Source organism: Ralstonia sp. UBA689 (assembly GCF_002298975.1).
Taxonomy (GTDB): domain Bacteria; phylum Pseudomonadota; class Gammaproteobacteria; order Burkholderiales; family Burkholderiaceae; genus Ralstonia.
The window spans coordinates 12,720-36,751 of sequence record NZ_DBMV01000033.1 but is presented as its reverse complement, the minus strand read 5'-3'; the positions used below and the strand labels follow the sequence as shown (position 1 = coordinate 36,751).

Sequence of the window (24,032 nt, the reverse complement as noted above, 5' to 3'; positions counted from 1 at the left end):
GCCGCTTCAGCGGGCAATGCGATGGAAGATGGGAAACACCGCGCTCAGCCGTCGCGGCCATCCGCGCGCGGGGTCAGCAGCCACGGCGTGTAGCGCCAGAGGTAGACCACGAAGGCCGCCACCCAGAGTGCGCTTGCCGCACCGATCCACACACCGCGCGGCAGCAGCATCGGCCCGGCAACACGCACCAGCGCCGCCAGGGTAACGGCGGCATAGGCAAAGTTCTCCGCCCGGCCCGTACGCAGCAGCCGGCCGGTGTGGCCAAGCGCCGTGCGCGTGATCATCGCCACGATGGCGCAACCGATGGCGCCGGCCGTGAGCGCATGCAGCGCGGTAGAGCGATCGCCCCAACCGAGCGCGGCGGCAGCCAGCAAGGCAAACCCGACCGGCAGGAACGCATACGCCACGTGCAGGACGGCGACGATGGGCGTGCGCAGCGTGCGGCGCGAATCCCAGCCGGCCCAGCGGATAGCCTGCACCACAGCCGCCGCCGCAAACACGGCAGCCGGCACGATGCCCTGCATGGGCACCGCCAGGGCAACCACCGCGAGCACGGTCAGCGGCACCATCGCGCGTTCGGCCCACACCGTGCGCCGGATATGTACGCCGGCAATGGCGTTGGTCGTGAACATAGGGATGACGCGCCCGCCCATGACCGTTACGAACACGCACACCAGCCCGGCCGCCGCATCGAGACAACGCAGCGCGGCGAGCGGCGCGCCCATGGCCAGCGCCGTATGAAAACCGGCGTTGATGGCGCCGAGCACCAGCAACGCGATCGCCAGCCCATAGTTGCGCACGCTGCGCGCCCGCCGCAGGATCAGCAGGAACAACACGCCGCATGCCGGCAGGAAGGCCACATCCACGGCGACTGCCAATGGCAGCGGCCCGGTCCACATCAGCACGCGCGCCGCCAGCCACAACCCCGCAAGCGCGGCCAGCCGCCACCCCTGTGGCGTCTGCAAGCCTGTCCAGTTCTTGCCCGCCGTGAACAGAAAGCCGACCACCACGGCGGCCGCAAAGCCGAACACCATCTCGTGCGCATGCCAGAACAGCGGTGGCAGCACCGGACCATGCGCAGAAGGCAACACGCCCGCCGACAAGGCAGCCCAAAGCGCCATCCCCAACGCGGCAAACCCGGCTGCCAGCAAGTAGAACGGCCGGAAGCCCAGCGCAAAGACCGGATGCCCCGCATATGGCACGCGGCTGGCGGGATCGGGCTGGCCGATGGTGAGCAGCGGGGCGGGGCGGGGCATGGTGGTCTCCCGAAAGTTGGGCTTAGAGGATGTCGTCCAGCAGATCGGGGCCGAACACCTCGCGGTGGATGCGCTCAACCGGCACGCCGCCGGCAAGCAACGCCGCGCGCTGAGCCTGCATGAAGGGCAGCGGGCCGCAGAGATAGAAATCGGCATTGGCATGGCAGTCGATGAATGTATCGACCGTCATGCGACCGGGCTGGGCCGGGCGCGAGGCGAAGGCGGCATCCTCGCCCGACTCCAGGAACACGTGCGCCTCGAAATCCGGCAGGGCTTGCGCCGCACGCTCCAGGTCATCGGCATGGGCAACGTGCGCGGCTGCGCGATCGGCATGGCTAAACACGATCTTGCGTGCGCTGCTCTGCTGCGCAAGCGTGTTGAGCGTGGAAATCATCGGTGTGATGCCGACGCCGGCCGACAGCAGCACGATGGGATTATCGGTGGCGAGCTGCGGGACGAAATCGCCGTACGGTTGGCTGACCAGCAGGACTTCGCCTTCGCGTGCGTTGGCGTGCAGCCAGTTCGATACGGTGCCGGCCGGATGATTGCCATCGCCGGCATCGCGCTTGACCGAGATGCGCCACGTGCGGCCATTCGGCGCGTCCGACAGGCTGTATTGACGCTGCTGCAGCACGCCCGGGGCCAGCTCCACCTGCACCGAGATGTACTGCCCGGGCAGGAAGCCCGCCAGCGGGGTGTCGCCCACGGCTTCCAGCGTGAACGAGACGACATCTTCGGCTTGCTGACGGCGCTCGACAATGCGCACCGGCTGACGGTGGTCCGGGCCACTGCCGGCATGCTGGTACAGGCGCGCTTCGGCGGCGATCAGCTCGGCGGCGAGCAGCCAATACGCTTCATCCCACGCGGCCAGCAACTCTGGCGTGGCGGCATCGCCCAGCACTTCGGCAATCGCGCCCAGCAGGTGCCGCGCGACGATGGGGTAGTGGCTCGGCTTGATGCCCACGGCCGCATGCTTGTGCACGATGCGGTTGACCACCGGCCCCAGTGCCGCGTTGTTGCCGTGGTTGGCGGCGTAGGCAAACACGGCTGAGGCCAGCGACTGCTGTTGCGACCCATTGGCCTGGTTGCCCATGTTGAACACGTTGGTCAGCTCAGGATGGCTGGCAAACATGTTGCGGTAGAAGGTCTGCGTGATCGTCAGACCGTGCTCGCGCAGCACGGGAACACTGGCATCAATGAAAGGCTTGGACCGCTCGGACAGCATTGTGAACTCCAAATATGCGTGATGAATACAACAAATAGGACGGGGGCGCCGTCACGCTCTGTTATGTGTTGCCTCGATGACGAGGCAACTGCTTGAAATCGATTCTATTAAACATATATTTGAGATGCAACAAATTGATCTGCGGCAAACCGGCGCATCTTCTGGCTCACTTGCCCGTAAGATGTGTCTTTCGTGAATGTTTTGCGCACCACAAACCTGTCTGCCCGCCATGCGACTGACCGATTACACCGACTACGCCCTGCGCACACTGATCTATGTGGCCGTGCACCCGGACGAACTGGTCACCATCCAGCGCATTGCGGATGCCTTCGACATTCCCAAGAACCACCTCATCAAGATCGTGCAGCAGCTTGGCCAGGACGGCTTCCTGCACACCGTGCGCGGTCGCGCGGGCGGCATCACGTTGGGCCGGCCCGCCGCCGAGATCAACCTGGGCGCAGTGGTGCGCGCCACCGAACCCGACTTTCGCCTGGTCGAGTGCTTTCACACTGAAGACAACCATTGTGTGATCACCCGCGTATGCGGGCTGCGCGGGGTGCTGGGGACGGCATTGCGGGCGTACTTCGAGGTGCTCGACGGGTACACGCTGGAAGATCTCGTCGACAAACCTGCCGCGGTCAACCGCGCGCTGGGCGAGTCGACGACGCTGCCGATGCCGCGTAGCGTCAAGCGCAAGGCGGGTTGATCGGCCGTCGGTTCAGGACCCTCGGCCAGCTGCCTCCAGCAGCATCTTCAACGTATTGCCCTTGGCGTCTTGCCAGTCCATCCACCCGTTTGCGCCGTTGGCCAGCACTCCTGTACTGCCCCGATCTTCAAGTCGAAAGCCGGAGTGATACAGGCGATGCCGCCTCGCCGTCCATGCGCCGCGCTCCCCCCTTCTGATCTGCAATAATGCGCGGCACACCATTCCCGAGCGACGTGCCGGCCACGCCGCACCGCGCATCACACGAATTCACAGCCGGGCGACGGCGGCAGGCACACACTGCCTGGCAACCAGCCCGACGAGCACACGCATGATTACCGGCGACATCAAGAACCAAATCGACCGCATCTGGGACGCCTTCTGGTCCGGCGGCATCGCCAACCCGATCGAAGTCATCGAGCAGCTCACCTATCTGCTCTTCCTCAAGCGGCTGGATGACCTGCACACCCTGGCCGAGAACGAGCGCAACCGCACAGGCAGCACCAGCGGCCGCCTGATCTTCGGAGCGGACCAGCAAGACCTGCGCTGGCGCAACTTCAAGAACCTGGGCAGCGCGCAGGCCATGTACGACGTAGTGGCCGAACGCGCCTTCCCCTTCCTGCGCACCATGGGCGGCGACGGCTCCACCTACGCCCACCACATGAAGGATGCGCGCTTCACCATCCCCACGCCGGCGCTGCTGGCCAAGGTGGTGGACCTGCTCGACGCCGTGCCGATGGAGCGGCGCGACACCAAGGGCGACGTGTACGAATACATGCTCGGCAAGATCGCCAGCGCCGGGCAGAACGGGCAGTTCCGCACGCCGCGCCACATCATCGATTTCATGGTGGAGCTCACGCGGCCGCAGCCGGAAGACACCATCTGCGACCCTGCCTCGGGCACCTGCGGATACCTAGTGGCTGCCAGCGAGTATCTGCGGCGCGAGCATCCCGAACTGCTGCATGACGCAGCAAAGGCCGCGCACTTCCACCACAACATGTTCCACGGCTACGACTTCGACAACACCATGCTGCGCATCGGCAGCATGAACATGTTGTTGCACGGCGTGGAAGGGCCCGACATCCGCTATCGCGATTCGCTCGCGCAGGCGCATGCCGATGACGAGAACAAATACTCGCTCATCCTCGCCAACCCGCCGTTTGCCGGTAGCCTGGATTACGACAGCACCGCCAAAGACCTGCTGCGCATGGTCAAGACCAAGAAGACCGAACTGCTGTTTCTCGCGCTCTTCCTGAAGCTGCTCAAGAACGGCGGCCGCGCGGCGGTGATCGTGCCCGACGGCGTGCTGTTCGGCTCCAGCACCGCGCACAAGACGCTGCGCAAGATGCTGGTGGAAGACCATAAGCTGGAAGGCATCGTCAAGCTGCCGGGCGGTGTGTTCAAGCCGTATGCGGGTGTGTCGACCGCCATCCTGCTATTCACCAAGACCGGCGTGGGCGGCACCGACCAGGTCTGGTTCTACGACCTGGCCGCCGACGGCATGAGCCTGGACGACAAGCGCACGCCGCTGCTGCCCGAAGACAAGCAGGGCGCCACGCCGAAAACGCCGCTGGTGCCGGAAGACCACGCCAGGAACAACCTACCCGACGCGCTGTACCGCTGGAGCCAGCGCGAACGTCGCGAGCGCGACAACCCGCGCACGGCGCAGAGCTTTTGTGTGCCGAAGGAGGAAATTGCGGCGCAGGGGTATGACCTCTCCATCAATCGGTACAAGGAGGTCGCTCACATCTCAGTGGAGCACGATTCACCAAGCAACATTCTCGCGGCCCTTACGCTATTGGAAGCGGAAATCGAGCGCGAAACCGCTGAGTTGCGGAGGCTGCTGGCATGACGTCTCGGCAACTAGAGCACCAGCAGCTCAGAGAGATCATTACCCCGGCAAGGCTTGTGAGGGCGGGGGACGGCAACTACCCGATCCTGTCGATGACCATGCACAGTGGGCTTGTCGACCAAGCGGAGAAATTTAAGAAGCGGGTTGCCAGCGCCGACACGTCGCCATACAAGGTCGTGCGCTACAACCAACTCGTGGTGGGCTTTCCCATCGACGAAGGGGTTCTTGCATTCCAGCGGCTGCATGACGCGGCCATTGTCAGCCCTGCGTACGACGTGTGGGACGTGAGCGATTTCACCAGGGTTGATCACCGGTATCTGGAGCGCTTCCTGCGATCACCACAAGCGTGCCGGTTCTACGTAACCAAGCTACAGGGAACCACTGCCCGACGGCGCACCCTGCCTGACGACATCTTTCTGTCGTTGCCGGTGCCGCTGCCCACACTCCCCGAACAACGCCGCATCGCCACCATCCTCGACCAGGCCGAAGCCCTGCGCGCCAAGCGCCGGCAGGCGCTCGCGCTGCTCGATGAGCTTGCACAATCGGTCTTCATCGAGATGTTTGGTGATCCGGTGACGAATCCGAAGGGATGGGAACGCAAGCCGATCAGTGAACTCGGCAGGGTAGTGACCGGCAATACACCGTCCAGAGCCAATGCGGCTTACTACGGCAACGCCATTGAGTGGATCAAGTCTGACAACCTCGGAACCGCAAATTACTACGCTACCCAAGCAAGCGAATCGCTCTCTCCTGAAGGAAAACACGTCGCGCGCACTGCACCTCCCGGATCAATTCTCGTGACCTGCATTGCGGGAAGCCCCAACTGCATCGGGAACTCCGCCATGATTGACCGAGAGGTGGCATTCAATCAGCAGATCAATGCATTCACACCCGAGCTCGGCAACGCCCATTTCTTCTATGGGCAGATCCGCGTGGGCAAACGCCTGTTCCAAGCTGACGCAACCTCTGCGATGAAAGGCCTGCTCAATAAATCAAGATTCGAGCAAATCGAACTGCTTACCCCTCCGCTCGCCCTGCAAGAACAATTCGCCCAACGCCTCACCGCCATCGAGCGCCTCAAGTCCACCCACCGCGCTGCACTGGCGCAACTCGACGCGCTGTTCGCCTCGCTGCAGCACCGCGCGTTTGCAGGACTGCTCTGATGCACTGCGCCCACCCGGGCGCAACGTGACAACGTTTGACAACAAACGTGCCTAACACTGCCTAGATTGTCTGCTTCGCAAACAATCGGCACCCAGGCTCCGCGCCGCCCGCCCACGCGCGGCGGCGCCGCTCCCGACACGCTGTCGGCCCGCAGCCCAGGTGCCCGCCATCTGGGAGCAGGCAATGAGCGACAAACGTGTCGACACCAAACACGCACGAACATTTGAGAGTATCCGGCAACTGAACGAGGACGATTCCGAGTTCTGGCTTGCGCGGGACTTGGCGCCGGTGCTGGAATACCAGGCTTGGCGCAACTTCGTGCAAGTCATTGAAAAGGCCAAGCTGGCCTGCCAGCGCTCCGGCCAGGCCACCGACCACCATTTTGTCGAGTTCGACAAAATGGTCGAGCTCGGCTCCGGTGCCGCCCGTCGGGTGACGGACTACCGGCTCACCCGATACGCCTGCTACCTCATCGTCCAGAACGGCGACCCATCCAAGCCGGTCATCGCCAACGGGCAGACGTACTTTGCCGTGCAGACACGCCGGCAGGAACTGGCGGATGCGGGGCGTCTCGGCCAGCTATCCGAAGACGCCCGCCGCCTCATGCTGCGCGGTGAGCTGACCGAGCACAACAAAGCGCTGACGAGTGCCGCCAAGAAGGCTGGCGTGGAGTCCGGGCTGGACTACGCCATCTTCCAGGACCACGGCTACAAAGGCCTCTACGGCGGCCTGGGCGCCAAGGACATCCACACGACCAAGGGCCTGAAGAAGAGCCAGAAGATCCTGGACCACATGGGCAGCACGGAACTGGCCGCCAACCTGTTCCGCGCCACGCAGACGGAAGACAAGCTGCGACGCGACAACGTGCGTGGTAAGCGCCAGGCCAATGAGACGCACCGAGAGGTGGGTGCCAAGGTGCGCCAGACCATTGCCGAGATCGGCGGCACCATGCCCGAAAAACTGCCTACGCCGGCCAAGAGCATCAAGCAGATCGAGAAAGAACTTCGGCAGCTGAAGAGTGACGCCGATCCCTCTGAACCGGAAAACACTTGAATGCCGGCTGCCGTGGCACGGCCTGATTCCCGCCGAGGCCAGCCCGGCACTTGGCTCGCGCTCTGGCCACGCCTCTGGCCAGAGCTGTGGCAAGTGCTGGCAACCCACCCAAGCGCGCCGCCAGACCTGTTCTGCGATTTGGCACGCGATCTAGCGAGCGCAATGTCTAACGCGCCTTCAGGGGCAGCGCTGGCAGATCTGATCAACGATCCGCATGCGTGCCGCACGTTGTTCGCCACAGCACCAGCAGGCAGCATTGCCGACGAAGCGGCACTGCTGGCGTTCCTGCAAGAGGCCCACACCACCGTAGGCGAACTGGGCGGTGAGCCTCTGGCCAATGCGTATTTCCAGCTGCTGGCCGGGCTGGTCGACACCTACAACCTTCGCTATGAGCTACGCCGGCCGTGCGTGCTTACGCTCTCTCTGCCCGGCTTGTTCGGCTGCCTCGTTCAAACCCTGCGGGAGCAAGCCGGGCAAGACTTGCATCTGGCGATGCTGATGCGCGATTTCGACCACGCCTTCCGCGACGTTCATGCCGAGGCCTCCGACAGCCGCATCAAGACCTGCATGCAAAAGCAGATCAATCTGGTGGAGGCGCTCACGCGGCACAGTACGGGGATGACGGAACGCAGCCTCGGGCTGGCCTGCAACCAGGTTGCGCACTGGCCGCATGGCAAGGTGAAAGAGGCCATGCAGAATCTGTATGCATTCGCGTCCGATTACCCGGGCATCCGCCACAGCGGCACCCCCAGAAACGCGCGGCGCACCATCAACCTGCGCGACATGATCGCCATGTCGATCCTGCTGGTGGGCTTTACGCCGTATCTGGCGGATGGATTCGATGCCAGCCGGGTATGGCGTGGAGAATCCGCTGGCGGTGTGCCGGCAAGGTAAAGTGTGCAATCTGTCACTCCGGCGTGGGGTTGCCGTAGAGACTAGCCGCGGCATCATTGCGGGCACCTGAACCTGATAAAAATCGACCCGGCAAGAGCGGAGCAGGGCCTATGAGCAACTTCATCTTCCTGCAGTCGGAATGGCCAGAGCTGTATGCCGAGGCCGCCAGCGCGGAGCGCTACGCCAGCGCTGACCCTCGCACGTCCTGCTTCTATGCGCGGCGCGCCCTGGAACACGCCGTGGCATGGCTGTTCCGCGCTGACGCCACGCTGCGCCGGCCATATCGGGACGATCTCTCCGCCTATCTGTTCGACCCGGGCTTCCAGGCGCTGGTCGGGCAAGCCGTGCACGCGAAGATGGACTTGATCCGCCGCGACGGCAACGCGGCCATCCACCGCGCCCGGACGGTGCGCGAGCAGGATGCGCAAGGCGTGGTGCACGAGCTGTTTCACGTCATGTACTGGCTGGCCCGCCATTACGCACGTACCGCTGCCGGCCGGCCTGAACCGGCCCTGCGCTTTGACCCCGCCCTGGTGCCGGCCTCGCCCGCCAACATTGCCGCCAAGACCCAGGCCCAGGTCAAGGCCCTGGAGACCGAACTCGCCGCGCGTGACGAGAAGCTGGCCGAGGAACAGCGCAGGAACGATGCTCTCGACGCCGAGTTGGCCAAGCTCCGCGCCGCTACGTTGCAGGCCGAGGTGGCCGCAGCCAAGGCGCTCAACCTCGTGGTGCAGGACACGCACGACTACGATGAAGCCACCACCCGGGACCGCTTTATCGACCGCCTGCTGCGCGACGCCGGTTGGCCGCTCACAGGGGCGAACTCCACGGAGTACGCCGTAACAGGTATGCCCACGCCGTCCGGCAACGGTTATGTGGACTATGTACTCTGGGGCGACGACGGCAAGCCGTTGGCGATTGTGGAGGCCAAGCGCACGCGGCGCGACGCACGCGCCGGCCAACAGCAGGCCAAGCTGTATGCAGACTGCCTGGAAGCCATGACCGGCCAACGACCGGTGATCTACTACACCAACGGCTACGAACACTGGCTGTGGGACGACCTGGCCTATCCGCCCCGCACGGTACAGGGCTTTCACCACAAAGACGAACTGGAGCGCTTGATCCAGCGCCGGACGACGCGCCAGCCGCTGGCCACGGCGGCCATCAACACGGCCATCGTGGAGCGTCACTACCAGCACCGCGCCATCCGGCGCATTGCGGAAGCCTTCGAACAGGACAAGCAGCGCAAGGCGCTTGTGGTCATGGCCACTGGCGCCGGCAAGACGCGCACCGTGATTGCGCTGGTCGACATGCTGATGCGCTGCAACTGGGTCAAGCGCGTGCTGTTTCTGGCGGACCGCGTGGCGCTGGTCAAGCAGGCTGCGGACGCTTTTGCTGCGCACCTGCCGGAAGCCGCGCTGGTCAACCTCGTGCGGGACAAGACATCGGATGGGCGCGTGTACGTGTCGACCTACCCGACGATGATGGGCCTGATCGACGGGCGCGCGGAAGGCGTCCAGCGCTTCGGTCCCGGGCACTTTGACCTCTTGATCGTGGACGAGGCACACCGCTCGATCTATCAGAAATACCGGGCCATCTTTTCGTACTTCGATGCGCTGCTGGTGGGTCTGACCGCCACCCCCAAAGACGAGATCGACCGCAACACCTACGGCATGTTCGGCCTGGAAGATGGCGTACCGACCGACGCCTACGGCTTGGACGAGGCCATTGCCGAACGCTATCTCGTGCCGCCGCGCGCCGTTTCCGTGCCGCTGCGGTTTCAGCGCGAGGGCATTCACTACGATGACCTGTCGGAAGACGAAAAAGACCAGTGGGACGCACTGGAATGGGACGACGAGAACGGCACGCCGGATACCGTGGAAGCCGAAGCGGTCAACAAATGGCTGTTCAACGTGGACACCGTCGACCAGATGATCGCGCTTCTAATGGAGGAGCGCGGTCACCGCGTGGCTGGCAGCGACTGGATCGGCAAGACCATCATCTTTGCCAAGAACAACGACCACGCCAAGTTCATTGCCGACCGCTTCGACTGCAACTACCCGCAATACGCCGGGCAGCTCGCGCGTGTCATCACCTACGAAGTCGAGCACGCACAGACACTGATTGATGATTTTTCGGTGGCCGACAAGATGCCTCGCATCGCCATCTCGGTAGACATGCTGGACACCGGCATTGACGTGCCGGAGGTCGTGAACCTGGTGTTCTTCAAGATCGTCCGCTCCAAGGCCAAGTTCTGGCAAATGGTGGGGCGCGGTACGCGGCTGTGCAAAGACTTGTACGGCCCTGGGCAGGACAAGCAGGATTTCCTGATCTTCGATTTCTGCCAGAACTTTGAATTCTTCAATGCCAACCCCGACGCGGCGGAAGGCGCAATGCAGGCCCCGCTGGGACAGCGCCTGTTCAATGCCCGGGTGGAACTGCTGGCCAGCCTGGATGCGCAGCCGAGCCCGCTTCAAGTCCAGCAGACCCGGGCCGACTATAGCGGCCCGCTCACCGAAGCGGCCGTGCGTGAGGAAACCGCCAATTGGCTGCACCGGCAGGTGGCGTCGATGTCATTTGACAACTTTGTCGTGCGAGCCAACCGTCGATATGTCGAATCCTATGCAAAGAAGGACGCCTGGCAACGGCTGAGCCGGGCGCAAGCGGCGGAACTTGCGCAACATGTCTCTGGCCTGCCCACGACCCTGCGCGACGACAACGACGAGGCGGCCAAGCGTTTCGATCTGCTGATGCTGCGCCTGCAGCTATGCGTGCTGCACGACGAGCCAGGCTTGGAGCGCATGAAGACACAAGTGCGTGACTTGGCGGAAGCGTTGCTGAGCAAGGACACCGCTCGCATTCCTGCCGTGCAGAATCAGATCGAATGGATTGAAGCCGTGGCAGGAGAGGCTTGGTGGGAAGACGTCAGCCTGCCGATGCTGGAACAGACGAGACGACGCCTGCGCTCCCTGATCCATCTGATCGAAGTCGGGAAACGACGCAAGCCGCTGTACACCGACTTTGCCGATGCGCTGGGCGAGGTGGCCGAGATTGCCATGCCGGCCTTTGCCGGCGGAACAGACTTCGAACGCTTTCGGGCTAAAGCACGCGTATTCCTGCGCGCGCATGAAGATCACCTGACGCTGCACAAGCTGCGGCGCAATCTACCGCTCACCCAGGCCGATCTGGTTGCGTTGGAGCACATGCTTTCCGCCAACGGCATCGGCGCAGCAGAAGATATCGAGCGCGCCAAGCGCGAGGCCAACGGCCTTGGCCTCTTCGTGCGTTCGCTGATTGGCCTGGATCGACAGGCCGCCATGGAGGCACTGTCCAGCTTCGTGGGCGGTAAGCCGATGACGGCCAATCAGCTTGAATTTGTCGATCTGGTCGTCAAGCACTTGACCGACCACGGCGTCATGGAAGCGGGCCGGCTATATACGTCGCCTTTCACGGACATCACCCCGCACGGCCCGGATGGTCTCTTCGCCCCCTCGGAAGTCGACGCGCTGTTGGCGGCGCTGCATCAGGTCAAGACTCGCGCGATCGCCGCATAGAACATCAGCGCCGCCCAGGCTCTTGCCGGACATTCCGTGTGACTACCTTGCCTGGCATGGGCGCGAAAAGCTTCAACGCCATCAACGACCGAAACTACAACGACCTGTGGTTCTACTCGAACCCGGTGTTTGTGTCGGTGCAGTAAGGCAATCGGCGCAATCGGCGCAATCGGTGGGAATTCTCACACGGCTGCCGGCGCCGCCGCGCGCCGCAGCCACACCGTCACCGCCAGCCCGACACCGCCCGGTCCGGGCGCAAGCGCGATCTGTCCGCCCATGCGATCGACGATCTGCCGCACGATCGCCAGGCCCAGGCCGCTGCCCTCGGTGTGCGTGCCAGCCAGGCGCGTGAAGCGCTCGAACACGCGAGCATGCGCCTCGGGCGGGATGCCGGGGCCATTGTCCGTCACGGTGAGCATGGCCCAGCCGTAATCGGCCGCGACCTGCACCGTCACGTGGCCACCCTCCTGCGTGTAACGCACCGCGTTGTCTACCAGGTTGAACAGCAGGGCCGCCACCAGCGTGCGGTTGCCCGATGTCCAGACCGGCTGCGGCCGCTCGGCCGCATCCATGCCCAAGTCGATGCGGCGGCCGTCGGCCAGCAGCGCGAGGTCTTCCAGCACGGTGCGCGCCACCTGCGTCAGGTCGACGGTCTCGCTGGTGGCGGCCGAGGCCTCGGCCTGCGAGAGCAGCAGCAGGTCGTTGATGAGATCGGCCAGGTTGCGCGTGCTGGTGCGCGCGGCCTTCAGCACTTCGCGCAGCGCGGCATCGGCGTTGGTTTGCGCGGCCACCTGCATCTGCGTGTCGAGAATGGCCAGCGGCGTGCGCATCTGGTGCGCGGCATCGGCAATGAAGCGCTTCTGCGTCAGCGCGTTGTCGGCAATGCGCTGCAGGTATTGGTTGAACGCGCTGGCAATGGGCTGCAACTCGCGCTGCAGTCCGCGTGGATCGAGCGCGGCAAGGTCGGTGGGCGAGCGCGCCGACACGTTGGCGGCCAGCCGCAGGATCGGCCGCAGCTCCAGCGTCAGGCCGATCAGGATCATCGCCAGCGCCAGCCCCACCAGGGCAAGCTGGCGCACGGTGGAGGGCCACCACAACTGGCGGATCATCGCGTCGCGGCCGTTCATGGTCTGCGCCACGCGCGTGACGACGCGCTCGGTACGCCCGGCGTCGTACATGGTGCGCACCACGGCGGCCACGTGCACGGGCCGGCCTTCCACGGTGTCGGTATACGTGCCGGCATCGGCCAAGTCGGCGGCATCGAACGCGGGGCGCGTGCCGAAATCGAGCCGCCCGGCCAGCAGGCGGCCGTGCTCGGTGCTCACCTGATATGACACCTGGTCACGCACCGGCACATCGGTCGTTTCCGGCGCGGCAAACACTGCCAGCGCGGCCGGGGGCACCGAGACGCGCAAGCGGCCTTCGTCCCATTCGATCTGGCCGCTGATCATCTGCGCGGCGGTGTCCAGCGCATGAAAGTGCACCAGATCGGCGTTGTGGCGCGCGGCGGCCAGGTCCAGCCACGCATCGGCGGCCACGTAGATCACCAATGGCAAGGCCAGCCACAGCACCAGCCGGGCACGCAGACTGCGGGTGCGCTGAACCGTCTGCGTGATGGCCGGGCGCGGCGGGGCCGGGCTTGCGCCCGCGCTATTGGGATTGGGTCGAGGCATCGCGCAGCAGGTAACCGAGGCCGCGCAGCGTGACGATGGTGGCGGCCGAGTGCTCCAGCTTCCTGCGCAGGCGGTGAATGTAGATCTCGATGGCCTCGGGGCTGGCGTCTTCGTCCAGGCCGAACACGCCGTTGACCAGCGCCGGCTTGGACACCGTGCGCCCGAGCTTAAGCATGAGGATTTCCAGCACGGTGTGCTCGCGGGCGGGCAGCACGAGCGGCTGGCCGGCCAGCACGAAAGTGCGGCTGCCGGTGTGGTAGGTCAGGTCGCCGCAGTGCAGCTCCACCGACTGGTCGGGCGTACTGCGCCGCACCAGCACCTGGATGCGCGCAATCAGTTCGCGGATCTCGAACGGCTTGACGAGGTAGTCATCCGCACCGGCGCCCAGGCAGGCAACCTTGTCGTCAATGCCGCCGCTGGCGGTCAGGATCAGCACCGGCACAGCGTTGCGGCGCGCGCGCAAACGTTGCAGTACACCTTGACCCGACAGCGTGGGCAGTTGCAGATCGAGCAGCACCACATCGTAATGCTGCGTGAGCAACAAGCTGTCGGCGGACTCGCCATCGGTGGCGTGGTCCACGGTGAAGTGCGCGCGGCGCAGCGCTTCGGAGAGCCAGTGCGCCAGCGGGGCGTTGTCTTCGATCAGGAGCAGCTTCATGCGAAGGCGACGCGCGGTCTGGAAATGAAAGCGATTTGTGGGTTGCCGCTTTCTAGAATGGTGGCGGCTGCCTACGCGTGCGCCGGGCCCATCACTTGATGACCGCAGCGCTTGCGCGATACCGATATCTACAAAAGAGCCGGAGACAACTCAATGGGTGTTTTTACCTGCAGGGACGCCCGCGCACGCGGCCTCCGGGGCTGGGTCACGCCGTGGCTCGCCGCCTGCCTGACGGCAGCGGCCTCGCATGCCCTGGCGCAAGACCCGACGCGCCTGACCCTGATGGTCAGCGGCACCGCCAAGATGATCTACCTGCCTGCCACGCTGGCGCAGCGCCTGGGCTATTTCCACGACGAGGGGATCGAGGTGGAGTTGCTCTCGCAACCCGCCGGTGTGGACGCCGAAAGCGAACTGCTGACCGGTTTCGCGCAAGGTGTGGTCGGCTTTTACGACCACACGATCGACCTGCAGGCCAAGGGCAAGGAAGTGCGTGCCATTGTCGTGTTCAGCCAGGTGCCTGGCGAAGCGGAGGTGGTGTCCACGCGGCTGCCCGCCACGGTGCAGGCGATGCGCGATCTGCGCGGCCGCACGCTGGGCGTAACGGGGCTTGGGGCCTCCACCAGCTTTCTCACGCGTTACCTGATGACGCAGCAAGGTCTATCTGCCGGTGACTACACCATGCTGCCGGTCGGTGCCGAGCACAGCTTTTTCAGCGCGCTGCGCAGCGGTCGCATCGATGCCGGCATGACCACCGACCCGACCGCCTCGCGCCTGGCGCGCAATGGCGAGGCCCGCGTGCTGCTCGACCTGCGCACGCTCGAAGGCACGCGCGCGGCGCTGGGTGGTTCGTATCCGGCCGCGTGCCTGTATCTGCAGACCGAATGGCTCGAAGCCCATCCGGACTTGGCCGCCAAGCTGGCACGTGCCTTTGTGCGGACCCTGCGCTACATGCACACGCATAGCGTAGAGGACGTCGCCGCACACATGCCGGCCGAATTCCGGCGCGAGCATCCCGAGCTTTACGTCAAAGCGCTTGCCGCAGCGTTGCCCACTTTCGGCACCGACGGACGCATGCCGGACGACGGCCCACCCACCGTCCTGCGCGTCCTCGCTGCCAGCAATGCCAACGCGCGCGACAAGCACATCGACCTCTCGCGCACCTATACCAACAAATTCGTTGATCAGGTGCGCGAGCGCTGAGCGCCTGGCGCTCAGCACGTCATCAGAAGCGGGTGCGCATACCGACGCCAAACTCGGTCTGGCTGTTATGGCCGTTGGTCGAACCCACGATGTACTGATCCTTCAGTTTCATGTAGTCGGCCGCCACGTAGAACTCGGTGCGCTTGGACACGTGGTAGAACACCGAGCCATACAGCGTGTTCTTGCGGCCGCTGCCCGCTGCGGTGGCACCCACCACGCTGGCATACGCGTTGAGCGTGTTGCCGTCGGCGCTGAAGGCGGCGTTGTCGGCCTTCATGATCTGGTAGCCGATCTCGTAGTCGAAGGCACCCGGCGGGGCAACCTTCAGCGACACGGTGTAGGCGTCGTCCTTGCGGTTGCCCAGCGCGGCCGGTTGCTCGCCGGTGTAGTGGAAGTAGCCGGCGTTGACACGGAACATGCCGAAGATCACGTTGCCGCCCACCGAGTACGAACGATCCATGAAGCCGCCCACCTTGGCCTGTTGCGCGAAGCCCGCCAGGTGGAAGTTGTCGCCGTTGTAGCCCAGCGCGAGCGACTCGGTGGTGCCTTGCGTGAACTGGCCCGGCACTTCGCCAAACTGATAGCCCAGGGCTGTCAGGAAGCGGCCGCCCCACATCTTCTTCCACACCACGCCGTTGTTCATGCGCGTGCCGGTGGCGCTGCCTGCGTAGAAAATCAATTGCTTGAAGTTGTTGGTGTTGGTGTAGCCGCCTTCGTCCAGACCGACTTTCGCACTGGTGTACGGGTCGCCGTAGATACCCGACACGTCACGGGCAATCGCGTTCTGGCGGCCGAAGGTCAGCTTGCCCAGCGCCTCGCTCGACAGGCCCACCCAGGCATCGCGGTTGAACAGCACCCCCGGGGTGTCCATGTTGCCGGTCGGCGTTTCATATTCCGATTCCAGTTTGAAGATGGCCGACGTGCCGCCGCCCAGGTCTTCCTTGCCGGTCAGGCCCCAACGGCTGCCCGAGAACCAGGGGATCTGGAAGCCGGTGGTGCGCGCGCCTGAGGCGTTGGTGTTGTTGACGGTGCTGATGGTGGTGTCGATCAGGCCGTAGAGCGTCACGTTCGACGCTTGTGCGTGGGCGCCGGGAGCGGCCAGGGTGGCCACGGCTGCAGCAGTCGCCGCCAGGGCATGAGTACGAAAACGCGTGGTACGGGACATCGAAGTCTCCTTGCTTTGTGGGTGATGGTGTCCGGTCGTGATGCCGGCTTGGGGTAACGCGCAGGGAGCGGATGGTCAGGCCGCCCGATGCAATCGCTGGGCGAGCGTAGAGGGGGCCACCTTTCTGGAGCCTTTCGCGTCGGCATGGATGCAACGCTAGGGCTCGCCCGCATTGGGGGCGTTGTTGCGCGGGCCGTTGCAACGCATTGCAGTCACAAAAACCTGGCTCGGGGTAGAGTGTCGTGCCGTCCCACCCCACCCCAAACGACTGACTGCCCATGCATCCGTCCCAAATGACCGGCCTGCAATTGCTGCAGGCCATGTCGCGCGGCGATCTGCCGCGCGCGTCCATCAGCGAAACCATCCCGATGACGATGGAAGCCATCGACGCCGGCACCGTGCGCTTCGGCGCCAAGGCAGACAAGCGCCACCTCAATCCGCTGGGCGGCGTGCACGGCGGCTTTGCGGCCACGGTGCTCGATTCGGTCACGGGCTGCGCGGTGCACTCCACGCTGGAAGCCGGCGTCGGCTACGGCACGGTCGACCTGAACGTGAAGATGGTGAAGGCGGTGCCAGTAGATGAGCCGCTGGTGGCTGAGGGGCGCGTGCTGCATGTCTCGCGCACGATCGGCGTGTCGGAGGGCACGCTCAAGACGCAGGATGGAACGTTGCTGGCGCATGCCACGGCAACGTGTGTGATCCGCCGTCCGTAACGACTTGCCAGGAGACATTGATGCCCGAACCGCTGCAACCGCTGTCCGCCAAAACCACCGCGCTGGTGCTGATCGACCTGCAACGCGGCATCCTGCCGTTTGCGCAGGGGCCGCACTCACCGGACCAGGTGTTGGGAGCATCCGCCAAACTGGCCAAGCGCTTTCGCGAGCTGGGCGCGCCGGTGGTGCTGGTGCGCGTGGGTTGGTCACCTGACTATGCCGATGCGCCGCGCCAGCCCGTCGACCGCCCCGCGCCGATGCCGCCCGGTGGCCTGCCGCCCCAATGGTGGGAACAGCCCGCCGAGCTGGACGTCGCGCCCACCGATATCCAGATCACCAAACGCCAATGGGGCGCCTTCTACGGCACGGAGCTGGACCTGCAATTGCGCCGCCGCGGCATCTCGACGATCGTGCTGGGCGGCATCTCCACGCACGTCGGTGTGGAATCGACCGCGCGTGCCGCATGGGAGCACGGCTACGCGCTGGTGCTGGCCGAAGATGCCATGAGCTCAACCGATGCCGCACTGCATCGGTCTTCGGTGGAGAACGTCTTCCCGCGCCTGGGCCGCGTACGCAGCACGGACACCATCTTCGCGGCGCTGACAGCTTGAGCCTCAGGTGCCGTCCTCCACCGGCACGTACAGCACCATGCGCAAGCGCGGGTCTTCCACCACCGGCAGGCCGATGTAGTCGTAACGGACGATCTTGCCGTCGGACGTACGAATCAGCTTGTGCTCCGCGCGCTGGGCGCGCACCTCGTGCTGGCGCCACCAGGTGTCGAACTCGCGGCTGCAGGTGCGCAGCCGGTCGACCAGCGCCACGAGCACCGGGTCGTCCGCATGCGGGTCGTACACCGCACGGAACTTCGCCAGCATGCGGCGCGCCTCGTTCTCCCACTCGACAAAGCGCTCGCGCGCGTTGGCGTACAGAAACATGTAGACCAGCGCGTTGCAGTCTTCCGGCGGCATCGTGCCGAAATCCATGAACAGCCGCGAGGCGGCCTCGTTCCAGCACAGCAGGTCGGCGCGGTAGCTGCGCACGTGAGCGGGCAGGTCCATGCGGGCAACGGCCCGGCGCAAGACGTCGGGCACGGCTTCGGCCGGTGAGCGCCCGGCCCCCTCCGTGAAGACCGATTCCGCGCGCGCAAGGCCACGCATGTGCGCGCGCTCGTCCGGTGACAGCTTCAATGCCCGACCGATCGCCTCGATGGTCGCCACCGAAGGCCGCACGTCGCGCCCCTGCTCAATGCGCACATACCAATCGATGCTGATGTTGGCGAGCTGGGCGACTTCCTCCCGGCGCAGGCCGGCGGTGCGGCGGCGCCCGCTGCCCTCTGGCAGGCCGACATCCTGGGGGCGCAACTGACCGCGCCGGCTGCGCAGGAACTCGCCCAGCTCGTTGCGGGGCGCGGCAGGAAACGCAGGGAAGCGGGAAAGGTCGGCGGTGAAATCGTCCATGGCGGCATTACACACGACGGCGCGTATAGGTGGGAGGGATAACACAATCCTAGGTTAATCCTAGCTCTGCATCGAATCGGCCCGGGCGCCTACGCTGCGCTCATCCTACTTTCCGGAGCCGATCGTGACCCACGTTTCTTCCACCCTCTCCACGTCTGAGCCTCGCCGCTGGCTCGCCTTTGGCGTGATGGTGACGGCGCAATTCATGTTCATCGTCGATGCATTCATCGCCAATGTCGCGATTCCGAGCATCCGCACGAGCCTGCATGCCACGCCCGCACAACTGGAGGCGGTGCTGGCCGTCTACCAGCTCGGTTATGCGATCTTGCTCATCACCGGCGGCCGCCTGGGCGACCTGTTCGGGCGGCGGCGCTTGTTCCTGCTGGGCCTGATCGCCTTTACCGCCACGTCGGCCGGCTGTGGGCTGGCGGGCAGTGCACCGGCGCTGATCGCATGGCGGTTCGCGCAGGGGCTATCCGCCGCGATGATGGTGCCGCAGGTACTGGCGAGCGTTCAGGCGCTCTTTGCCGGCGCGGAGCGCGACCGCGCGCTGTCGATCTTCGGGTTGGTCATGGGCACCGGCGGCGCGGCCGGGCTGCTGGTGGGCGGCGCCCTCACGAGCGCGGACATCGCCGGGCTGGGCTGGCGCGCGGCGTTCCTGATCAACGTACCAGTGGGATTGACAGCGGCACTGCTGGGCTGGCGTTGGATTCCGCGCCCAACTGCCGCCGCCGAGGTCCGCCTCGACACCGCCGGCGTAGCGTGGATGGCCATCAGCGTGGCTGCCGTGCTCGTGCCGCTGCTGTTCGGCCGCGAACTGCACTGGCCGGTGTGGAGCCTGGCGTTGCTGATCGTGGGCCTGCTCGGCATGGCGACCTTCCAGCAGCTCGAAGCGCGCGTCGACCGCGCCGGTGGCACACCACTGCTGCCGCCCACGCTGCTGCAGCACCGCGCCTTCATGACGGGCCTGACAGCGTCGGGGCTGCACTACATCGGGATGATGGCGTTCTTCCTGATCATCACGCTGTATCTGCAGAATGGGCGGCAACTCTCCGCGCTGCGCATGGGCGTTGCCATCTTGCCGTTGGCCATCACCTTTCTGATCACATCGCGTGTGGCCAATGCATTGGTGCGGCGTTACGGCATGCGCGCCCTGCTGGGCGGCCTTGGCCTGATGGCAGCGGGCCTGCTGGTGCTGCTGTCAGGCTTTGGCGCGGAATGGGCGCACCCCGCCACGCCGGGCATGATGCGCATCGGCGTCGCAGTGGCGCTGTACGGGGCCGGGCAGGGGCTGGTCGTGGTCCCGCTGATCGGCCTGGTGCTGACCGGCGTGACCCGCACGCAAGCCGGTGCGGCGGCGGGGCTGCTGATCACGGCGCAGCAATTGGCGGGCGCGCTGGGCGTGGCCTGTATCGGCGGGCTCTATTTCACGTTTGCCGCAGACGGCAGCGCCACCGGCATCACGCACGGCGCGATCGCCGGATGCATCGCCATGCTGGTGGCGCTCGGCGCAGCCGCAGCGGGCTTTGCACGACTGGGCACGCAGCAGCGTCAACTGGCGGCAGCCGGCGCGGCAAGCCCCGCCTGAGCCCGATTCCGCTATTCGATACTGCGGCGCGCGACACAAGCGCGCCGCAGTGCATTGATCGTCCTGAGGCGGCGGTCTCACACTCCCGCGCGATGCACCTTGCATCGTCCGCACTCCGCTCCCGCATGGCCACCGTCTCTCCGCTTCGCGCTGCGCCCGCCACCTCGCCTTCGGTCTCCTTGGGCCGCCGCATCGCTGCAGAAGCGGTGGGGACAGCCTTGTTGATTGCCGTGGTGATCGGCGCGGGCATTCACGCACATCGCCTCTCCGGTGGCGATGCCACGTGGACGCTGCTGGCGCAATCGCTGGCGGGTGGGGCGGGGCTGTGCGCGCTGCTGACGGCGTTCGGGCCAGTGTCGGGGGCGCACCTGAACCCGGCCGTCACGCTGTCGGCCGCGCTGCAGGGGCGCCTGCGCTGGCGCGAGGCGCTGGCCTACGTGATCGTGCAGGGGGTGGGGGCGGCGCTCGGCGTGGCCGCGGTGCATGCGATGTACGGCATGCCGGCATGGTCGGCAGGCACGCATGTCACGACCGGCCCGGCGCTGTGGTGGAGCGAGGCGCTGGCAACGTTCGGGTTGATGGCCGTCGGCATCGCCTGCGGCCGGCACGCGCCAAAGCAGTTGCCGCTGGCGGTGGCCGCCTACATCGCGGCGGGGTATTGGTTCACGGCATCGTCGTCGCTGGCCAACCCGGCGCTGACGCTGGCCTGCGCGCTGACCGACGGCCCCTCCGGCATCCGCCCCGGCGACGTGCTGGGTTACATGCTGGCGCAACTGGCCGGCGCGCTGGTCGCGACGCCGTTGTTCATTTGGCTGATGGCAGGCGGCGCGGCAGACGCACCACGTCCGCTTGCGGCGCCAGCGGCACAGACGCTGCCCATGCCGACGCGCCACCGGATCGGCTGACGCGCGGCTCCGCCCTCAGGGGATCGAAGACAGTCCGCTGGTGCGCGCATACTGGAAAAGATCGGTCTCGCGGGCCAGCCCCAGCTTGCGCAGTGCCGAGGTCTTCTGGGTGCTGACCGTTTTGATGCTTGAACCGAGCTTGCGCGCGATTTCCGACACGGCCAAGCCGCTGGCATAGAGGCGAACGACCTCGCGCTCGCGGGCGCTCAGGGTCTGGAGCACGTCGCGCTCGTTGGGGTCAAGGCCACCATCCACCAGAATGCACGGGCTGAAGTAGTGCAGACCACGGGTGGCCGCCTCGATGGCGTGGCCGACATGGATCAGGTCGTCACTCTTGCTAACGATGCCCGCCACGCCGATCTGCCGCATGGCACGCAGCAGGGCCGGGTTTTGGACCATCGTACAGACCACGATCGCGCGCTTCGGATGGCGTTTGCGCAAGCGCCCCAGCAATTGCATGCCGTCGAACCGCGGGTCCCCGTTCAGGCAATAGTCGGTCACGACGACGTCGCAATCGATATGGTCGAGCACCTGCATCAGTTCGCGCCCGTCGTGCGCTTGCGCAACGACACGCTGCTTGGAAAATTGCGAAATGGCAGCCGTCAGCCCCATCAAGATCACGGGATGATCGTCTGCCGCGACGATCGACAGGAAAGGTGACATGCGATGCGCGCGATCAAGTCAGCGCAGGCTGCGTGGTGTCCCGCATGCGCCGTCGCCAATCGTCGATCTGCGCGCGGCGCGGCCGAGGGAGCGCGAAGAAGGTGCAGTCGATCTGCGAGCGCAGCATCGCCTGGGATGGCGCGTCCAGCTTGGCGCGCGCCGGCGGAATGGGATGGATCGGAGTCGTCATGGATAGGGGAACCTGCAAAACAGTGCAGGCAACCATACCCAGCCGAGATACCCAAAGGGATCAGACTTTTCTTACTTTGGATGCTCTGTAACCTTTCGGGGCAGAAGCTGTTTCAATCAGGACTGAAAGAAACTGAACACCGTTGCCACATTCGGCAGCTACGCCGCCGCCTGCACATGCGCCAGAAACGCCGTGGTCGACAGCGGCGCCGCCCACAGGTAGCCCTGCCCGACGGCACACCCCAATGCGCGCAATGTCTGGCGCTGCGCATCGGTTTCCACCCCTTCAGCAACGCATTCGAGATGCAGCGTGCGCGCCAGTTCGATCATGGTGCGGCAGATCACGCCGCGCTGGCTGGTCTGGTTGACGGCCGCCGTAAACGAGCGGTCGATCTTGAGGATCGAGAAGGGCAAGTCGGCCAGCAGCTTGAGCGTAGCGATGCCGACGCCAAAGTCATCGATGGCCAAGGGATGCCCCAGCAGGCGCAGGCGGTTGAGCGCGATGGTCAGTTGCGTGGCGTCGGGCACCGGTGAATCCTCGGTCAGCTCGATGGCGATGGAGGCCGGCGCGACGCGCGACGCGCGCACGATGGCCTCGATGCGCTCGATGGTGCCCCGGCGGCTGAGCGTCTGCGCGGAGGCATTCACGCCGATCGGCACGGAATGCGCATGTGCGGCCAGCGCGTGCTGCACGCGCACGCAATGCTCCAGCACATGGAAGAACAGGCCGTCTGCCAGGCCCAGTGCCTCCAGGCGTGGCACGAACGCGGCGGGCGACACACGCCCATGCACCGGATGCATCCATCGGCACAGCGCCTCGGCGCCGGCAATCTGGTTGCTGGCGAGATCGTGCTGGGGCTGCAGCATCACCTCGATCTGCTCGGGCGTCTCATGGATCAGCGCGGCGAGCTCATCATCGGAGAACTGCGGCGGGCTGGCCGGGTTGGCGGGCGCAGGATCATCGTCCCGCGCTGCGGCCTCCTGCAGCAGCGGCAACACGTGCGCGGGGCGCAGCGGCTTCTGCAGGCCATGCGCGTACGCAAGACCGATCGCATCGGCCAGGCTCACGTGCGACTCGACAATCGGCGCGTCCATCGCACTGACCCACGCCCATACCGGCGCCTGTCGCGGGAATATCTGGCCGTCGCGCAGCAGCATTTGCTCCATCAGTTCAGGGCCGTTCATGCCGGGCATATCGATATCGCACAGCACAAGGTCGACGTGGCAGAGCTGAAGCAGGTAGAGCGCCTCGCGGCCGTCGCAGGCGGTCAGGATCTGCTGCACGCCGAGCGTGTGCAGCAACTGCCGGGCGGCCGCCCGTTGCACAGGGTGATCGTCCACCACCAGCACGGCGAGTTGCGCGAAACCTTCCATCGGCCAGTCCTTGTTGTTGTTCGTATGGGGCATGGCGCATCCTGTTTGCGCCATGCACGCATCTGCCGCGTGCAGTCATTGAAGCACCGTGCGCACCGCTTGTCAGGCGCCGGCGCCGGAAAAAACAAAGCCCGCGCAGCTTTTCAACTGCGCGGGCTTTGAGCGATTCCCCCAACCTTTTGAGCTTCCGGCGCCGGTGTCGGCGGCGACGGGATGGAGGAAATCGTGCCCTAAAAAAATGAAGCCCGCAACAGGGGCGGGCTCAAAAGGGGGGGAGTGCTCTCTAAAGAGAGAGCAAGGTGAATTTTAGTGAAGGGGACTCCCGCAGACTGTCCGGGGTTCGCCGAATCGCCTGTAGGACAAAGGCTGACGCAATTCCGCGATGTTGGCGGCAGAAAGCGCACGGTTACGCACAAATCAGATCGGCGATGCGATCCAAGAGACGCTTCCAATGCGGCGATCCGACAAGCGGGGCCTGCGGCACGGTCGCGGGCTGAATCGGATGCTTGAAAAAAGTGCTCGTTGCTATCGGGCAACGCCGCAATGACCGAACCTGAGGAAATCAGCGTAGCCGGAACCGGCAGGAAAGCAAGGTAGCCCGAATGGGGGAGGGTGGCGAACGCCAAAGAAAAAAGCCCGAGCACCAGGTGCTCGGGCCACAATCCACCAAGGAGGGTGGAGGAGACAGTTCCTACTATAGCGAATCGTTTGTTGCATTGCAATAAGGTAGAACTACGTAATGCAGC

At 65.2% G+C, this 24,032-nt stretch carries 20 protein-coding genes; 11 read left to right on the top strand and 9 right to left on the bottom strand.

What is annotated here, in order from left to right:
• Nucleotides 1-44 precede the first annotated feature (44 nt).
• Nucleotides 45-1,256 carry an NnrS family protein gene (locus tag B4F51_RS14655; RefSeq protein ID WP_296226663.1) on the bottom strand — a complete coding sequence of 404 codons (1,212 nt, stop codon included), beginning with the start codon at nt 1,254-1,256 and terminating at the stop codon, nt 45-47.
• Nucleotides 1,257-1,278: 22 nt separating this feature from the next.
• Nucleotides 1,279-2,481, bottom strand: coding sequence for a globin domain-containing protein (locus B4F51_RS14650; RefSeq protein WP_296226661.1), 1,203 nt, complete (start codon nt 2,479-2,481; stop codon nt 1,279-1,281).
• 229 nt (nt 2,482-2,710) lie between these two features.
• Between B4F51_RS14650 and B4F51_RS14645 the strand changes: the two genes are divergently transcribed.
• The 6 genes from B4F51_RS14645 to B4F51_RS14620 all read left to right on the top strand — a co-directional run bounded on the left by B4F51_RS14645 (nt 2,711) and on the right by B4F51_RS14620 (nt 11,701).
• Nucleotides 2,711-3,187 carry an RrF2 family transcriptional regulator gene (locus B4F51_RS14645; RefSeq protein ID WP_296226660.1) on the top strand — a complete coding sequence of 159 codons (477 nt, stop codon included), beginning with the start codon at nt 2,711-2,713 and terminating at the stop codon, nt 3,185-3,187.
• Nucleotides 3,188-3,515: 328 nt separating this feature from the next.
• The gene (locus B4F51_RS14640) at nt 3,516-5,036 is read left to right on the top strand and encodes a type I restriction-modification system subunit M (protein ID WP_296226659.1); all 1,521 of its coding nucleotides are present in this window, start codon (nt 3,516-3,518) and stop codon (nt 5,034-5,036) included.
• Nucleotides 5,033-6,199, top strand: a complete 1,167-nt coding sequence (locus tag B4F51_RS14635) for a restriction endonuclease subunit S (protein ID WP_296226658.1) — start codon at nt 5,033-5,035, stop codon at nt 6,197-6,199. The genes B4F51_RS14640 and B4F51_RS14635 overlap by 4 nt, the downstream gene beginning before the upstream one ends.
• A 184-nt stretch (nt 6,200-6,383) precedes the next feature.
• Nucleotides 6,384-7,253: a DNA damage-inducible protein D gene (gene dinD, locus B4F51_RS14630; RefSeq protein WP_296226656.1), complete on the top strand. Its 870-nt coding sequence runs from the start codon at nt 6,384-6,386 to the stop codon at nt 7,251-7,253.
• A 162-nt stretch (nt 7,254-7,415) separates the two neighbouring features.
• A complete protein-coding gene (locus B4F51_RS14625) occupies nt 7,416-8,147 on the top strand; it encodes a hypothetical protein (RefSeq protein ID WP_296226655.1) in 732 nt (243 codons plus the stop codon).
• A gap of 110 nt (nt 8,148-8,257) precedes the next feature.
• Nucleotides 8,258-11,701 carry a DEAD/DEAH box helicase family protein gene (locus tag B4F51_RS14620; RefSeq protein WP_296226654.1) on the top strand — a complete coding sequence of 1,148 codons (3,444 nt, stop codon included), beginning with the start codon at nt 8,258-8,260 and terminating at the stop codon, nt 11,699-11,701.
• A 182-nt stretch (nt 11,702-11,883) separates the two neighbouring features.
• On the opposite strand, the gene B4F51_RS14615 is transcribed toward B4F51_RS14620, so the two are convergent.
• On the bottom strand, nt 11,884-13,374 hold the full coding sequence (locus B4F51_RS14615; protein ID WP_296226653.1) for a sensor histidine kinase: 1,491 nt from the start codon (nt 13,372-13,374) through the stop codon (nt 11,884-11,886).
• On the bottom strand, nt 13,352-14,032 hold the full coding sequence (locus B4F51_RS14610; protein WP_296226652.1) for a response regulator: 681 nt from the start codon (nt 14,030-14,032) through the stop codon (nt 13,352-13,354). The genes B4F51_RS14615 and B4F51_RS14610 overlap by 23 nt, the downstream gene beginning before the upstream one ends.
• A 153-nt stretch (nt 14,033-14,185) precedes the next feature.
• Between B4F51_RS14610 and B4F51_RS14605 the strand changes: the two genes are divergently transcribed.
• Nucleotides 14,186-15,232 (top strand): ABC transporter substrate-binding protein, encoded by a 1,047-nt coding sequence (locus B4F51_RS14605; protein ID WP_296226651.1) that lies wholly within the window; start codon nt 14,186-14,188, stop codon nt 15,230-15,232.
• Nucleotides 15,233-15,254: 22 nt separating this feature from the next.
• Here the strand turns inward: B4F51_RS14605 and B4F51_RS14600 are convergent, their stop codons facing one another.
• Complete coding sequence (locus B4F51_RS14600) at nt 15,255-16,397, bottom strand: porin (protein ID WP_296226649.1); 1,143 nt, start codon at nt 16,395-16,397, stop codon at nt 15,255-15,257.
• A gap of 278 nt (nt 16,398-16,675) precedes the next feature.
• Here B4F51_RS14600 and B4F51_RS14595 point away from each other — a divergent pair, with 278 nt between their 5' ends.
• Both B4F51_RS14595 and B4F51_RS14590 read left to right on the top strand, forming a co-directional pair.
• On the top strand, nt 16,676-17,110 hold the full coding sequence (locus tag B4F51_RS14595) for a PaaI family thioesterase (RefSeq protein ID WP_296226647.1): 435 nt from the start codon (nt 16,676-16,678) through the stop codon (nt 17,108-17,110).
• A gap of 20 nt (nt 17,111-17,130) precedes the next feature.
• Entirely contained in the window at nt 17,131-17,721 is a 591-nt protein-coding gene (locus B4F51_RS14590; RefSeq protein ID WP_296226645.1) for a hydrolase, read from the top strand.
• Between the two features lie 3 nt (nt 17,722-17,724).
• On the opposite strand, the gene B4F51_RS14585 is transcribed toward B4F51_RS14590, so the two are convergent.
• Nucleotides 17,725-18,567: a helix-turn-helix transcriptional regulator gene (locus tag B4F51_RS14585; RefSeq protein ID WP_296226643.1), complete on the bottom strand. Its 843-nt coding sequence runs from the start codon at nt 18,565-18,567 to the stop codon at nt 17,725-17,727.
• A 124-nt stretch (nt 18,568-18,691) separates the two neighbouring features.
• Between B4F51_RS14585 and B4F51_RS14580 the strand changes: the two genes are divergently transcribed.
• On the top strand, nt 18,692-20,155 hold the full coding sequence (locus B4F51_RS14580) for an MFS transporter (protein ID WP_296226642.1): 1,464 nt from the start codon (nt 18,692-18,694) through the stop codon (nt 20,153-20,155).
• 125 nt (nt 20,156-20,280) lie between these two features.
• A complete protein-coding gene (locus B4F51_RS14575; RefSeq protein WP_296226640.1) occupies nt 20,281-21,060 on the top strand; it encodes an aquaporin in 780 nt (259 codons plus the stop codon).
• Between the two features lie 15 nt (nt 21,061-21,075).
• Here B4F51_RS14575 and B4F51_RS14570 read toward each other — a convergent pair whose 3' ends face one another.
• The 3 genes from B4F51_RS14570 to B4F51_RS14560 form a co-directional block, all read right to left on the bottom strand.
• Entirely contained in the window at nt 21,076-21,723 is a 648-nt protein-coding gene (locus B4F51_RS14570; protein ID WP_296226639.1) for a response regulator transcription factor, read from the bottom strand.
• 13 nt (nt 21,724-21,736) lie between these two features.
• The gene (locus B4F51_RS14565; RefSeq protein ID WP_296226637.1) at nt 21,737-21,913 is read right to left on the bottom strand and encodes a hypothetical protein; all 177 of its coding nucleotides are present in this window, start codon (nt 21,911-21,913) and stop codon (nt 21,737-21,739) included.
• A gap of 158 nt (nt 21,914-22,071) precedes the next feature.
• A complete protein-coding gene (locus B4F51_RS14560) occupies nt 22,072-23,286 on the bottom strand; it encodes an EAL domain-containing response regulator (RefSeq protein ID WP_296227082.1) in 1,215 nt (404 codons plus the stop codon).
• Between the last annotated feature and the right edge of the window lie 746 nt (nt 23,287-24,032).

Coding starts and splice junctions, on each gene's coding strand:
- B4F51_RS14655 (WP_296226663.1), bottom strand. CDS start 1,256: ATGCCCCGCCCCGCCCCGCTGCTCACCATCGGCCAGCCCGATCCCGCC.
- B4F51_RS14650 (WP_296226661.1), bottom strand. CDS start 2,481: ATGCTGTCCGAGCGGTCCAAGCCTTTCATTGATGCCAGTGTTCCCGTG.
- B4F51_RS14645 (WP_296226660.1), top strand. CDS start 2,711: ATGCGACTGACCGATTACACCGACTACGCCCTGCGCACACTGATCTAT.
- B4F51_RS14640 (WP_296226659.1), top strand. CDS start 3,516: ATGATTACCGGCGACATCAAGAACCAAATCGACCGCATCTGGGACGCC.
- B4F51_RS14635 (WP_296226658.1), top strand. CDS start 5,033: ATGACGTCTCGGCAACTAGAGCACCAGCAGCTCAGAGAGATCATTACC.
- dinD (WP_296226656.1), top strand. CDS start 6,384: ATGAGCGACAAACGTGTCGACACCAAACACGCACGAACATTTGAGAGT.
- B4F51_RS14625 (WP_296226655.1), top strand. CDS start 7,416: ATGTCTAACGCGCCTTCAGGGGCAGCGCTGGCAGATCTGATCAACGAT.
- B4F51_RS14620 (WP_296226654.1), top strand. CDS start 8,258: ATGAGCAACTTCATCTTCCTGCAGTCGGAATGGCCAGAGCTGTATGCC.
- B4F51_RS14615 (WP_296226653.1), bottom strand. CDS start 13,374: ATGCCTCGACCCAATCCCAATAGCGCGGGCGCAAGCCCGGCCCCGCCG.
- B4F51_RS14610 (WP_296226652.1), bottom strand. CDS start 14,032: ATGAAGCTGCTCCTGATCGAAGACAACGCCCCGCTGGCGCACTGGCTC.
- B4F51_RS14605 (WP_296226651.1), top strand. CDS start 14,186: ATGGGTGTTTTTACCTGCAGGGACGCCCGCGCACGCGGCCTCCGGGGC.
- B4F51_RS14600 (WP_296226649.1), bottom strand. CDS start 16,397: ATGTCCCGTACCACGCGTTTTCGTACTCATGCCCTGGCGGCGACTGCT.
- B4F51_RS14595 (WP_296226647.1), top strand. CDS start 16,676: ATGCATCCGTCCCAAATGACCGGCCTGCAATTGCTGCAGGCCATGTCG.
- B4F51_RS14590 (WP_296226645.1), top strand. CDS start 17,131: ATGCCCGAACCGCTGCAACCGCTGTCCGCCAAAACCACCGCGCTGGTG.
- B4F51_RS14585 (WP_296226643.1), bottom strand. CDS start 18,567: ATGGACGATTTCACCGCCGACCTTTCCCGCTTCCCTGCGTTTCCTGCC.
- B4F51_RS14575 (WP_296226640.1), top strand. CDS start 20,281: ATGGCCACCGTCTCTCCGCTTCGCGCTGCGCCCGCCACCTCGCCTTCG.
- B4F51_RS14570 (WP_296226639.1), bottom strand. CDS start 21,723: ATGTCACCTTTCCTGTCGATCGTCGCGGCAGACGATCATCCCGTGATC.
- B4F51_RS14565 (WP_296226637.1), bottom strand. CDS start 21,913: ATGACGACTCCGATCCATCCCATTCCGCCGGCGCGCGCCAAGCTGGAC.
- B4F51_RS14560 (WP_296227082.1), bottom strand. CDS start 23,286: ATGGAAGGTTTCGCGCAACTCGCCGTGCTGGTGGTGGACGATCACCCT.